This is a genomic window from Streptomyces sp. NPDC111606, assembly GCF_055656945.1.
Genome location: NZ_JBVKBY010000009.1, coordinates 168,624 through 181,652, shown reverse-complemented (window position 1 = coordinate 181,652; position 13,029 = coordinate 168,624). Strand labels below are relative to the sequence as shown.

The window sequence follows — 13,029 nt, the reverse complement described above, 5'->3', positions numbered from 1 at the left end:
GACACCGCCCACGGAGGGTCCCCATGAGCCGTTACCCGCACCTGCTGAGCCCGCTCGACCTGGGCTTCACCACGCTGCCCAACCGCGTCCTCATGGGCTCCATGCACGTGGGCCTGGAGGAGGCCGAGCGCGGCTTCGAGCGCATGGCCGCGTTCTACGCCGAGCGGGCGCGCGGGGGAGTGGGGCTCATCGTCACCGGTGGCATCGCGCCCAACGACGCGGGGCGGCCCTACGAGGGCGGTGCCAAGCTCACCACCGAGGCGGAGGCGGAGCAGCACCGGGTCATCACCGACGCCGTGCACGGCGCGGGCGGCCGGATCGCGATGCAGATCCTGCACTTCGGCCGGTACGCCTACCACCAGGACCTCGTCGCCCCGAGCCCGATCCAGGCGCCGATCAGCCCCTTCCAGCCCCGCGAGCTCGTCGACGCCGAGGTCGAGCGGACCATCGACGACTACGCCCGCGCCGCCCGCCTCGCCCGGCATGCCGGCTACGACGGCGTGGAGATCATGGGCTCCGAGGGCTACCTCATCAACGAGTTCATCGCCAGGCAGACCAACCGCCGTACCGACCGCTGGGGCGGCGCGTACGAGAACCGGATGCGCTTCCCGGTCGAGATCGTCCGGCGGGTGCGCGAGGCCGTCGGCGAGGACTTCATCATCGTCTACCGGCTGTCCATGCTGGACCTCGTGCCGGGCGGTTCGACCCTCGACGAGGTGATCACGCTCGCGAAGGCCGTAGAGGCCGCCGGGGCGACGATCATCAACACCGGCATCGGCTGGCACGAGGCGCGCATCCCGACCATCGCCACCTCGGTGCCCCGCGGCGCGTACACCTGGGTGACCAAGCGGCTGATGGGCGAGGTGTCGGTCCCGCTCGTCACCACCAACCGCATCAACACCCCCGAACTGGCCGAGGAGTTGCTGGCCGACGGCTGCGCGGACATGGTGTCCATGGCCCGCCCGATGCTCGCCGACCCCGACTTCGTCGCCAAGGCCGCTGCCGGGAAACCCGAGGCCATCAACACCTGCATCGGCTGCAACCAGGCCTGCCTCGACCACACCTTCAGCGGCAAGATCACGTCCTGCCTGGTCAACCCGCGCGCCTGCCACGAGACCGAGCTGACGCTGTCCCCGACCCGACTGCGCAAGCGGGTCGCCGTCGTGGGCGCCGGACCCGCCGGCCTCGCCTGTGCCGTGAGCGCGGCCGAACGCGGCCACGAGGTCGCGCTGTTCGACGCCGCGAGCGAGATCGGCGGGCAGCTGAACGTCGCCCGCAAGGTCCCCGGCAAGCAGGAGTTCGACGAGACCCTGCGCTACTTCCGGCACCAGCTCGACTGGCAGGGCGTGGACGTACGGCTGAACACCCGCGTCGCGGCCGACGATCTCGCCGGCTACGACGAGGTCGTGGTCGCCACCGGCGTCAGCCCGCGCACCCCGGACATCCCCGGCGTCGACCACCCGAGCGTCGTGGGCTACCTCGACGTCCTGCGCGACCAGGCCTACGTCGGCGAGCGCGTCGCCGTCCTCGGCGCGGGCGGCATCGGCTTCGACGTCGCCGAGTTCCTCACCGACGGCGGCGACAAGGCGAGCGAGGACCCGGCGACGTACTTCCGCCAGTGGGGCGTGGACATGGACTACACGGGCCCCGGCGGCCTCGCCGCCCCCGAGCGGCCCGCCCCGCCGCGCACCGTCCACCTGCTCCAGCGCAAGACCACCAAGGTCGGCGCCGGCCTCGGCAAGACCACCGGCTGGATCCACCGCGCCGAGCTCAAGCACCGGGGCGTCACCATGGTCCCGGGCGTGCGCTACGACCGTATCGACGACGCCGGACTGCATGTCACCGTCGGCGAGGAGAGCACGGTCCTCGAGGTCGACACGATCGTGCTGTGCACCGGGCAGGAGCCGCGTCGCGAACTGTACGAGGCGCTCATCGCCGCGGGCCGCAGCGCACACCTGATCGGCGGCGCCGACGTGGCCGCCGAACTGGACGCCAAGCGGGCCATCAAGCAGGGCACGGAGCTGGCGGCGAGCCTGTAGGAGCGAGTGGTCGCATGCGTAGGACGACCTCCTCGCGTCCTTAGGATGAGCCCCATGTCACTCCCGCACGCGATCCTCATCGCCCTGCTCGAAAAGCCGTCCTCGGGGCTGGAGCTGACCCGTCGCTTCGACAAGTCGATCGGGTACTTCTGGTCGGCGACGCATCAGCAGATCTATCGCGAGCTGGGAAAACTGGAGAGCGAGGGGTTCATCCGCACCCTGCCGAGCGAGCAGCCGGCCCGCGGGCAGAAGAAGTCCTACGACGTCCTGCCCGCGGGCCGCGCCGAACTGGCCCGCTGGACGGCCGCGTCCCAGGACCCGAGGCCCCACCGCGACACCCTGCTGCTGCGGATGCGTGCCGCGGCGGTGGTGGGGACCGAGGGCATCGAGGCCGATCTGCGGCGCCATCTCGATCTGCATCAGCGGCAGTTGGCCGAGTACGAGCAGATCGAGCAGCGCGACTTCCCGCCCGGCAAGGACAGCTCCCAGGACCGGTTGCGGCACCTGGTGCTGCGCGCCGGCATCGATCTGGAGACCTTCTGGACGCAGTGGCTCACGCACGCGCTTGAGGAGTTCGCCGAGCTGCCGGGGCGGGAGCCTGCGTGAGCCGGCCCGGCAGCTGTGCCGGGGGCCCGGCCCTCAGAGCCGGTACGGCTTGGCCTTGCGGCGCAGATACCAGGCCGCGGCCAGGCCACCCGCGCCCACCAGGACGCCGCCGCCCACCAGTGTGAGGGTGCCGAAGTCCGTCGAGGAACCGCCCACGCCGCCCATCACGCCGCGCGAGGGCGAGGTCCTGGGGGTGGGTGTGCGGGTCGGGCTGGTCGAGACGATGACCGACTGGGTGCCCGCCGTCGAGCCGTTGGAGCACACGACGATGACGGTGTAGGTGCCCGGGTTCACGCTCGACCACGCCGCCGACTGGAGCCGGTCCGTGCCGGACAGGGAGACCTGCCGCCCCTGCGAGAAGTTGGCCTGGCTGCTGGTGAGCAGCGAGGCGGTGCCCCAGCTGCCGTTGACATTGGTGCACGCACTGGTCGTGACGGAGACCGTGGACCCGGTGGTGCTCACGGAGATCCCCGATTGCGCGGCGGCCGGACCGGCGGCCACGACGAAGGGGAGTGAGGCGGCTGCCACGGTCAGGCCCGAGCGGAGGAAGAGCGATGAATTGCGCATGGAATGCCCTCCGGCGGCACGGTTGGCGGTACATCCCTTGCGCCGCCGAGGGTCGGGAACGCCCGTGCTGCCTCAGGGGCAGCCAACGCGCCCCGGGTCCGGCCCGCATGCGGGCCGGACCCGGTCAGGTGACTCCTTGCTGCATCCGGGGGAGGCCGGACCTGCTGTCACCCCCGCGCGCCGGTCGTCACCGTCCGCTCCGCCGAGAAGCCGCCCCAGGTGCCGTCCGGCAGCCTCCCCCGGATCCGCACCCGGTGGCTGACCCCGGAGTCGGGGCCCAGGTAGAAGCTGTACGTGGCCTTGTCGCGCGGCGGGTTTCCGCCGTACACCAGCGAGGTGGCCGCCTTGCCGTCGAGCTGGATCTGGTACTCCGCGACGACGCCGTCCGTGCGCGGCGGTACCCAGCTCAGGTCGAGGTGGTACGCCCCGTCCGCGCGGTGCGTCGTCGCCCGGAAGGAGGTCGGTGCGGTGCCTCGTCCGTCGTCGGTGCCGGGCGTGGTGATCCGGACGGACGCCGTGGCCGGTGACAGGTTGTCGGCCGCGTCGCGGGCCCGGACGGTGAAGGAGTAGCGGGTGCCCGGCCTGAGCCCGGTGACCACGGTCGCCGTCTGGTTGCCGCCCACACTGTGGATCTTCGTGCCGCCCTGATGGATGTCGTACGACACCACGTCCCGGTTGTCCGTGGCCGTCGACCACGACAGCTGAACCGCCCGGCTGCCGACCGCCCGGCCGGTGATCTTCCCCGGCCGCGTCGGGGCCGCACGATCGGCGGCCACGGCCCGGGGAGTCGTCGCCCGGACCTCCTTGCTGGGCGGCCCGAGACGCCCGCCCGTGTCACGGGCCCGGACGGTGAACGCATAGGTGGTGGCCGGCTTGAGCATGGTGACATCCACCATGTGCGCGGAGCCCGGCACTTCCTTGACCTTTGTGGGGCCCCGATACACCTCGTAGACGCGGACGCCGCCTTCCGTGGAGACCGCGGTCCACATGACGTGCACGCTGGTCGCGCTGCCCGCGGCGGCCGTGACACCCGTCGGTGCCCCGGGCGGCCGGGCCCCGTCCCCGTCCGCGCCGCCCCACGTGCAGGACGAGAGCAGCGCGAGCGCGGCGCAGAGGGCGGAAACGAGTGTCAGAACGCGTCGCACGACTCTGCCTCCCGGGGGCGGCCTCGCGGCAATGGTCCGGACCAATATGACGCGGCTGACGCGATCACATCAAGAGGGGGGTAGGTGGTGGTCGTTGATGGTCCGTCCGGCGGGTTACGTATGCTGAAGCTCCTCACGGCCGAACTCACCCTGAGAGCTGGGGAGTTCATGCCGCCTGCGCGGGCCCGCTGTCGTCGCTGATCCCGCGCCGGACGCGGGTGGCCGGGCGGCCGGGTCCTGTCGCGGACTCAGGCCCCCGGCCCCTGACGGACGTTCGGGGCGGTCGTCATGTCCGTCGTGTCGTCGTCGGCGGATGAGGGGCAGTCAGACCGCCGACCAGCCGTCGTCGACGGGCAGGATCACGCCGTTGATGTTGCTCGCCGCGTCCGAGGCGACGAAGACGATGGCGGCGGCCTGCTCCTCGGGCTCGGCCGGCCTGCCGAGGTTGACGAAGTGGGGGCCGAGGGCGGCAGGACCGTGCGCGTCCTGCGCCGCGTCCACGACTATCCCCGTCCGGGTCCGCCCGGATTCCCTGCTTGCGGTACATCACCGCGAGGGACTTCGTCAGCCCCACCACGCCGTGCTTCGACGCCGTGTACGCGGCACCGGCCGCGCTGCCCCGCAGGCCGGCCTCCGACGCCGTGTTCACGATGGCAGGCGGGCCGTGGCGGCGCAGGGGGGCGGGGGTGCTGCGGAGGTGCGGTGTCGGGCCCCGCTCGCCAGGTGCGCCGGGGCATCGGCGAGACGGCGCCGGGCGCGAGGCGCCTCCCCGGCGCACGGGAGCGGAGGCCATCACCTCAGGGTGTTGCGGGGATGTGGCTGGCAGGGAGTGGCAGCGAGCGCCTCGGGGTCCGGTCGCCGGGCACATGAGGGCTGGGGGAGGGGCTCGCGGGGGCGCGGCCCTGGGGTGGTGGTCGGCGATGGAGGAACGCCGGGGCGGTGGGCCGGTGTCATGGGGTCGGGATCCCGTGCGTCGGCCGTCCGGGTTCCGGGGCCGTCCGGTCACCGCGTGCGCGTGCCGCGTGGTTGAGGCTGTGTGGGGTGTGGCTCGTGGATTGGGGGTGGGCGACTGAGGGATGCGCGGGCGGTGGGCCGGTGTCATGGGGTCGTAGTGGCGTGCGTCGGCCGTCTGGGCCCCAGGGGGTGCCTGGTCACCGCTCGGGCGGCTGCCGTGCGCGTGCCGTGTGGTTGAGGCTGTGTGGAGTGCGGGTGGGCGGCTGAGGGGCGCCGGGGCGGGGGCCGGCGTCATGGGGGCGAGGTCCCGTGCGTCGGTCGGGGGCCGGCGCGAGGAGCGGTGGCAGGCGGTTGAGGGGCGCTGGGGCGGCGTCATGGGACCGAGACGCCGTGCGTCCGGCCGTCAAGGCCCCGGCCACCGCCCGCGGAGCGGTACCGGCGGGCAGGGCCCGTGGTGCGCATCCCGGTAGCCGGAACTACGCCGAGGGGCCCTGGCCGCCACGGCTGCCGTAGGGCGTCCTACACCTTGCGGTACGTGTACGCCTCCGCAGCCGCCGCCTCCACCGCCGCGAGGTCGGCGCCCGCCGCTGCGGTGACGACCGCGGCCACCGCGCCCTCGACGAACGGGGCGTCCACCAGGCGTGTGTTGTCGGGGAGTTCGTCGCCCTCCGCGAGGAGAGCCTTGACGGTGAGCACCGCGCTGCCGAGGTCGGTGAGGACCGCGACCCCGGCGCCGCGGTCGACGGAGGCCGCAGCGGCGGCGATCAGTTCGGAGCTGGTGCCGAGCTCGCCGCCCTCGGTGCCGCCCGCCGGGGCCACCGGCACGGTCGTCGAGCCGCCCGCGAGCCCCTGGGCCAGCTCGGCGACCGACGCCGCCACCTGCGCGCTGTGCGAGACCAGTACGACGCCCACGAGTCCCTGGTCCTTCTTCGCCTCACTCACCGTTCGCCTCCGCCAGTGCCGCGATCAGCAGCGCCGATGACGTGGCGCCGGGATCCTGGTGGCCGATGCTGCGCTCGCCGAGATAGCTCGCCCGCCCCTTGCGGGCCTGCAACGGCGTCGTCGCCAGGGCACCCTCCTCGGCGGCGGCCCGCGCCGACGCGAAACCGTCACCGAGGGCGTCCACGGCCGGCACCAGCGCATCGATCATGGTCTTGTCGCCCGGCGCCGCACCCCCGAGCGTCATGACCGCGTCCACCCCGGCCCGCAGCGCCTGGCCGAACTGGTCCTCGCTCACCTCACCGTCATCCCCGAGGGCCTTGCCGGTCCGGCGCAGCAGGGTCCCGTACAGCGGTCCGGACGCCCCGCCGACCGTAGAGATCAGCTGCCGCCCGGCGAGCATCAGGATCGCACCGGGCGTCTGCGGGTCCTCCTTCTCCAGCGTCGTCGCGACGGCGGTGAACCCGCGGTGCAGGTTGCTGCCGTGGTCGGCGTCCCCGATGGGTGAGTCGAGGGCGGTGAGCCGTTCCGCCTCACGGTCGACGGAGGCGGCGGTCGCCGTCATCCAACGGCGGAAGAAATCGGCGTCGAGCACTGGATCTCCTTGCATGGCAGGTGCGTTGCGGTCGTCCGGCTCCGGATCACATACCCCACCGCAGCCCGGGCGTCTTCACCGGCGCGTTCCACAGCCGCAGCAGCTCCTCGTCGACCTGGCAAAGTGTGACCGAGGCGCCGGCCATGTCGAGGGAGGTGACGTAGTTGCCGACGAGCGTGTGGGCGACGGTCACTCCGCGCTGGGCGAGCACCCGCTGGACCTCGGCGTTGAAGCCGTACAGCTCCAACAGCGGTGTCGCGCCCATGCCGTTGACCAGGACGAGCACCGGATTGCGCGGGGTCATGTCGTCGAGGATCGCGCCCACCGAGAAGTCGGCGATCTCGCCCGAGGTCATCATCGCGCGCCGTTCCCGGCCGGGCTCACCGTGGATGCCGATGCCCAACTCCAGCTCGCCGGGCGGCAGATCGAATGTGGGGCTGCCCTTGGCGGGGGTGGTGCAGGCGCTGAGGGCGACGCCGAAGCTGCGCGAGTTCTCGTTCACCTGCCGCCCGATCGCCTCGACCCGCTCCAGCGGCTGCCCCTCGTCGGCGGCGGCACCGGCGATCTTCTCCACGAACAGGGTCGCGCCCGTGCCGCGCCGCCCGGCCGTGTAGAGGCTGTCGGTGACCGCCACGTCGTCGTTGACGAGCACCTTCGCGACCTGGATGCCCTCGTCCTCGGCCAGCTCGGCGGCCATGTCGAAGTTGAGGACGTCGCCCGTGTAGTTCTTCACGATGAACAGCACACCGGCCCCGCTGTCCACGGCGGCCGCGGCCCGCGCCATCTGGTCGGGCACCGGCGACGTGAACACCTCACCCGGACAGGCAGCCGACAGCATCCCCTGACCGACGAATCCACCGTGCAGCGGCTCGTGCCCCGACCCGCCGCCGGAAATGAGGGCGACCTTCCCCTCCACGGGCGCGTCTCGCCGAACGATCACCCGATTGTCCACATCGACGACCAGCTCGGGATGAGCGGCAGCCATTCCGCGCAGTGCGTCCGCGACCACGGTCTCCGCGACGTTGATCAGCATCTTCATGGGTACCTCCTGGTGAGACTGGCGCCGGCCTCCTGACCTGTGCTTGTCCAGGTCAGGGCAGCTGGGGCAAGGCTTCGATCTTGGCGGTCCGTGACGGTCGTGGGCGGGTTCGGGAGGTTCCGGCGATACGGCGTGTCGTCGCCGAAGCCCTGATGTCGGCAGTATCGCCCTTGCGGCAGCGAAGGTCACGTGCGCAGGTCCCCGGGGGGCGCCCCCGGGCAGGAGGACGCCTTCGAACCGCGGTCCTGACCTGGTGCGCCGGCAGGTCCTCCATCGGCCGGTCGCGCACGGCGAACAGGTGCGCTGACCAGCTGAAAGGGGAGGAGCGGCGGCCGCTGACCGGCCGCCGGACCCCGAGGCGGCACCCGTCACGGGCACCGGCTCACGACGGTGCGACCGCCGGGCCCGCGTTGTGCGGGTTGAGGAACCTGGCCTCCTGCGGCACCTGCGGCGCGAGGTCGGTGCGCGGGTCGGGAGGGCGGGGCACGAAGACGGGGACTTCCGACTGGTAGAAGATGTCGATGTCGGCCTCCTCACCGCTGACGATCAGGGTGTCCCACGCCCCGCTCTCCTGAAGCGTGCGCAGGGTTTCCGGAGCGAGCTCGGCGAGGTGGGCGCGCAGCACCTCGTCGGTCGGCATGCCCGGCAGGCGGGACGCCAGCCGCTCACGGATGGCGAGCATGCGGTCGAGCAGGAGATCGAGGTCGGAGCGGTGCGCCGCGGAGCCGTCGTCCGGCTGCATGCTGCGGGCGACGATGTCCTTGATGGCACGGGTGATGCCCTCGTCGTCGGTGGCCACCATCGCGTTCCAGGCCCGGGACTTGTGCCGGTACTGAAGCATCGACATCGCCGCCTCGTGCCGGATGAAGTCGGCGTCCCGAAGCGGTCGGCCCTGCCAGACCCGGCTGAGGGAGCGGGCGAGCGAAGTGGCCGACGCCAGGCCGCTGTTGAGGCCGCGGCCCGGCCAGAAGTGGATGGCGTTCGCCGCGTCGCCCAGCAGGAAACCGAAGGTTCCCGGGCTCTTCGCGGTGGGCCGGCTGAGCTGGGCCGTGAAGCGCGGGCGCTGCACCATGTCCAGACGGAACGAGGTGACCGCCGACAGGTCGTCCTCGGGCACCCCGAACATCTTCAGCCCCTCCAGGATCCGCTTCCACAGCGGCGAACCTTGAAGCAGGGCCGGCAGGAACAGGGTTCCGTGCGTGGGACAGACGAACTCGTTGTGCTCGCCGCGGGTCATCACGCAGGGGCGGGCGGCGATGCACTCCTCGAAGACCTTGCGGACCGGATCGATGCCGATCACGTCCTCGGCCTCCTCGCGGGTGAGCCGCATGTTCAGGAAGCCCTCGCCACGCAGCGAGTTGAGCAGGAAACGGTTCTGCGACACGGTGAGCAGAACGCTCATCGGGTCCGGCAGCGTCGACTTCACCCGCAGCCCCAGCACGATGTCCCGCAGGTGCTCGCCGTCGAGGGAGTAGATCGAGGCGTCCGCCGCTCCGAAGCGGTCGGCATAGTGTTCGCGGGTTCGGGAACGCCCGCCCTCGGCGATGACGAGCACGTGGTCCTGGGCGATCCGGTTCTGCTGCTCCTCCACGTCGAAACGCTTGGGCACCAGCCTGATCGCCTCGCGCTTGTTGGCCAGCTCCAGCAACTGGTCCTCGACGTAGGCGATACGGATGTTGCGCGGCGGACGGCCGTCCACCGAGTCCGGTCCGACGGGCCACATCTCCGAGTAGCCGGCCGTGTCGTCGAACAGCGCCGAGCGAACCTCCTCGGACAGCGCCAGATACTGCCGGCTCTGCACGGTCACGACCTGCTGGCGCCGCACGTTGCCGTGCCGCTCGTCCTTCCAGACGACGGTGGAGCCCTCCTTGCGCCAACGGGCGTCGTACACGGTGATCTGCGTACGTCCCCGGAGTTGCTCCTCCAGCGCCAGGGCGAAGGCGAGGCCGACCGGTCCACCGCCGGTGACCGTGACGCGCAGGGTTCCGGAGTCGGCGCTCGGGTCGATGCGCGGGGAGTTGAGGAGGGAGAGGTCCATGACCGTCTCCATCGCTTCCTGCGCCTCGTAGAGGAAGGTTTCGTCGCCTATTCGTATGCGGTCGTTGGGTCGCAGCACGTGTCGCGTGACGCGTTCGTCGTTGACGTACGTGCCATTGCGGCTGTCACGGTCGTACAGGACGAAGCCGGCGTCCTCCGTGACGATCTCGGCGTGCAGGCGCGAGGCATTGGCGCTCACCAGCACGATGCCGTTGTCGCCCTTACGGCCGAGGGTCAGCGGTGCACCGTCCAGAACCACACTCTGACCAGTGAAGGGACCTGTTTGTCCCACGATGATCGACGGCACCTGCGTACTCCTCGCACTCCGTGTGAGGGTGAACTCCCCCGGGACATACACGTAAGTATGCCCCGCCGCGGTTCAACCGATCTTGGACCGATCTACTCGCACGTCACCGAGAAGGGCACCGTGTTCGAGGTCGTCCCCGGAGGGCCCTTGACCTCCACGCCGATCTCGCTGGTGAAGGTGCCGGCCCTGGAGTACGCCGTCAGGCGAACGACGTCCTGGCCCGTACGGTCCCCGTCGCTCGCGAAGTTGAGGGAGCGCCACTCGCGATCGACCACCGAACCGTCCTTGGACACCCACCGGTAGGTGATTCTGGCCGGTACCTCGTCCACGGCGAACGTCGCCGTGAAGGTGGGGGCCTGGTCGGCGGGCGGCGAACACTCCCCGACATAGGTCGTGTTCACGCCCGTCACCGTCGCACGGACCTGCTGCGACGTGGCGGTGTCCTTGTCGTTCCCACCCTCGTCCTCGCCCCGATTGACCAGCACGTAGCTCAGCCCGGCGACGAGGAGGGCGCACGCCACCGCGCCGGCGATCAGGGCCGCCGTGCGTCGGCTGCGGCGCGGGACTCCGGCAGGCTGCGGCTCGAAGGGGATGGGCGGGCCGAAGACGCCGGGCGGTGCGGTGGCGGCGGGTTGAGCGGGTTGAGCGTGCTGTGGTGGCTGAGGGGAGTGAGAGGCATGGGCCGGTGATGGCTCGGTCACGGCGTGCGTCGCCGCAGCCGACGCCGACGTACCGTCACCGGTGGTCGGTGTGTCACCGACCGTGGGCGCGTCACCGACGGTGAGGGTTCCTTCGGCCGTCGGGACCTCCGAGGCGCCGGCCGTTGGGGAGTCGAGGGTGGCGCTCGTGGGCGCTTCCACGGCGGCCGTCGCGGCCGTACCGCCCGCCGCGATCGCCCGCAGCTCCCGCTCGGCCTGTTCGGCGGTCATCCGCTCGGTGGGCTCCTTGCGCAGAAGTCCCTCGATGATCGGGGTGAGCGGGCCGCACCGGCGTGGTGTCGGGGGTTCCTCGTCGACGATCGCGCGCAAGGTGCTGAGCGGGGTGTCCTGACGGAACGGGGAGAGGCCCTCCACGGCCGCGTAGAGCAGAACGCCGAGCGACCACAGGTCGGACTCGGGACCGGGAGTGCGGCCGAGGGCCCGCTCGGGCGGCAGGTACTCGGGGGAGCCCACGACCTCGCCGGTCATCGTCAGCGAGGAGTCGCCCTCGACCATGGCTATGCCGAAGTCGGTGAGTACGACACTGCCGTCGTCGCCGAGCAGCACGTTCGCGGGCTTCACATCGCGGTGCAGCACCCCCTCGCCGTGCGCGGCGCGCAGAGCTGACAGGACCTCGGCGCCGATCTGCGCCGCCCGCTTCGGGGTCAGCGGTCCCTCGGCGCGCAGCAGGTCTCCGAGTGAGCGTCCCCGCACGAGTTCCATGACGATCCAGGGGCGGCCGTCGTCGGTGGCCACGTCGTAGACGGTCACCACATTGCGGTTGGGGATGCGGGCGGCGGCCCAGGCCTCGCGCTCCAGCCGCGTGTACATCCTCTCGATGTGCACGGCGGACAGCCCGGCGGGGGCACGCACTTCCTTGACGGCGACGTCGCGATGCAGCGTCTCGTCGCGCGCCCGCCACACCGTTCCCATGCCGCCCTCGCCGAGGCGCGACAGCAGCAGGTAGCGGCCCGCGATCCTCCGCTCCTGGTCCGGTGGCACCTGTACGGCCTCCTGGTTGTGCATCCGGACGGCTCTCCCTCTCCTCGTGCGGCGAGCGGGGCGATCGCCGATGTCGCCCTCGCGCAGCAGTTCCGCATCCCCGTATACAGCGCTCCACAGCGAGCCCGCCACCCCGCGGGTGGCGTCCCGCGTGGCGGCCCGGCGATCACCGACCCGGCGCGGACACATGATGTCGCACGTGCCCGACCGGCCGTCATGGCCCCCACCCGTTCCCTCCGACAACGCGCCGTCCCTCCGGGACAGTTCCTCGCATGTAGTCGAAGCGACCGTGCCGCCGGCGGCTCCCGGACTTTCCGGGAGCCGCCTTGTGCTACAAGCGGAAGCCGGTTCGAATGGTTCGCCTCATTGCGAGGAACTTGTGGCAGCTCCCGACCTGGTGCCCGAAACCGGCGCATGCGCAGGCCCGAGCCGGGTGGCGTCTGTGTATCAGCCGGAGGCCGTCGCGAGCGCGAGGCCCAGACCGATCAGAGCGACGCCGGTGGCTCGCCCGAGCGCACGGCGGGTCCGCGAAGGTTCGAGGACGCGCCCGGCCTTGGACAGCAGGAACACGTAGCTGCCCAGCCACGCGACGCTGAGGACGGCGTGGAGGAGGACGAGGAGCGTCATGGACCAGGCGGCGGGCAGGTGCGGCGGGGCCAGGGTGGGGAGCAGTCCTGTGTAGAAGACGATGATCTTCGGGTTGAGGACATTGCTGACCAGGCCGGTCCGCCACAGGCCTCGGCCGGCAAGGCGCGTACCGGCATCGGACGAGGCATGGGCGGCCCGGCGGCTCTGCCACAGTGCCTGCACGCCCAGGAACATCAGGTAGCCGGCGCCGAGGAACTTGATGGCCAGGTAGGCCGCGGGCGAGGCGGCCAGCACGGCCGCGAGCCCGGCCACGGTCAGTGCGCCCCAGATCAGCAGTCCCGTGGTGATCCCGGCGACGGTGCGCAGAGCGTCCCGGGGTCCGATCGCTATCGCGCTTCGCGTTACCACCGCCATGTCCGGGCCCGGCAGGACGGTCAGCAGGCCGAGCACTCCGAGCGCGGCTGCGAAGTGGGTCAGCATGCCGCCGCCCGGCTCCTGACGAAGGTGCGGGTT

10 protein-coding genes and 1 pseudogene are annotated in these 13,029 nt (G+C 71.6%); 2 read left to right on the top strand and 9 right to left on the bottom strand.

The genetic code is table 11. From position 1 onward, the window contains the following. The first annotated feature begins 23 nt into the window (after positions 1-23). Complete coding sequence (locus tag ACZ7M7_RS29935; RefSeq protein WP_472122032.1) at positions 24-2,039, top strand: oxidoreductase; 2,016 nt, start codon at positions 24-26, stop codon at positions 2,037-2,039. A 54-nt stretch (positions 2,040-2,093) separates the two neighbouring features. Further along, entirely contained in the window at positions 2,094-2,645 is a 552-nt protein-coding gene (locus ACZ7M7_RS29930) for a PadR family transcriptional regulator (RefSeq protein WP_472122029.1), read from the top strand. Positions 2,646-2,678: 33 nt separating this feature from the next. Here the strand turns inward: ACZ7M7_RS29930 and ACZ7M7_RS29925 are convergent, their stop codons facing one another. From ACZ7M7_RS29925 to ACZ7M7_RS29885, 9 genes and pseudogenes are all read right to left on the bottom strand, one after another. Further along, complete coding sequence (locus ACZ7M7_RS29925) at positions 2,679-3,212, bottom strand: hypothetical protein (RefSeq protein WP_383597789.1); 534 nt, start codon at positions 3,210-3,212, stop codon at positions 2,679-2,681. A 167-nt stretch (positions 3,213-3,379) separates the two neighbouring features. Next, a complete protein-coding gene (locus ACZ7M7_RS29920) occupies positions 3,380-4,357 on the bottom strand; it encodes a fibronectin type III domain-containing protein (RefSeq protein WP_472122025.1) in 978 nt (325 codons plus the stop codon). Between the two features lie 324 nt (positions 4,358-4,681). After that, positions 4,682-5,021: pseudogene (locus tag ACZ7M7_RS29915) on the bottom strand (SDR family NAD(P)-dependent oxidoreductase); the annotation flags it as partial. Between the two features lie 809 nt (positions 5,022-5,830). Beyond that, on the bottom strand, positions 5,831-6,253 hold the full coding sequence (locus ACZ7M7_RS29910) for a PTS-dependent dihydroxyacetone kinase phosphotransferase subunit DhaM (RefSeq protein WP_383597781.1): 423 nt from the start codon (positions 6,251-6,253) through the stop codon (positions 5,831-5,833). Then, positions 6,246-6,845, bottom strand: coding sequence for a dihydroxyacetone kinase subunit DhaL (gene dhaL, locus ACZ7M7_RS29905; RefSeq protein WP_472122021.1), 600 nt, complete (start codon positions 6,843-6,845; stop codon positions 6,246-6,248). Before dhaL ends, ACZ7M7_RS29910 begins: the two co-directional genes overlap by 8 nt. Positions 6,846-6,891: 46 nt before the next feature. Continuing rightward, entirely contained in the window at positions 6,892-7,884 is a 993-nt protein-coding gene (gene dhaK, locus ACZ7M7_RS29900; protein ID WP_383625852.1) for a dihydroxyacetone kinase subunit DhaK, read from the bottom strand. Between the two features lie 382 nt (positions 7,885-8,266). After that, entirely contained in the window at positions 8,267-10,213 is a 1,947-nt protein-coding gene (locus tag ACZ7M7_RS29895; protein WP_472122018.1) for an FHA domain-containing protein, read from the bottom strand. A 107-nt stretch (positions 10,214-10,320) separates the two neighbouring features. Then, on the bottom strand, positions 10,321-11,952 hold the full coding sequence (locus ACZ7M7_RS29890; protein WP_472122015.1) for a serine/threonine-protein kinase: 1,632 nt from the start codon (positions 11,950-11,952) through the stop codon (positions 10,321-10,323). Positions 11,953-12,375: 423 nt separating this feature from the next. Continuing rightward, positions 12,376-12,996: a LysE family translocator gene (locus tag ACZ7M7_RS29885; RefSeq protein WP_472122013.1), complete on the bottom strand. Its 621-nt coding sequence runs from the start codon at positions 12,994-12,996 to the stop codon at positions 12,376-12,378. Positions 12,997-13,029 lie beyond the last annotated feature (33 nt).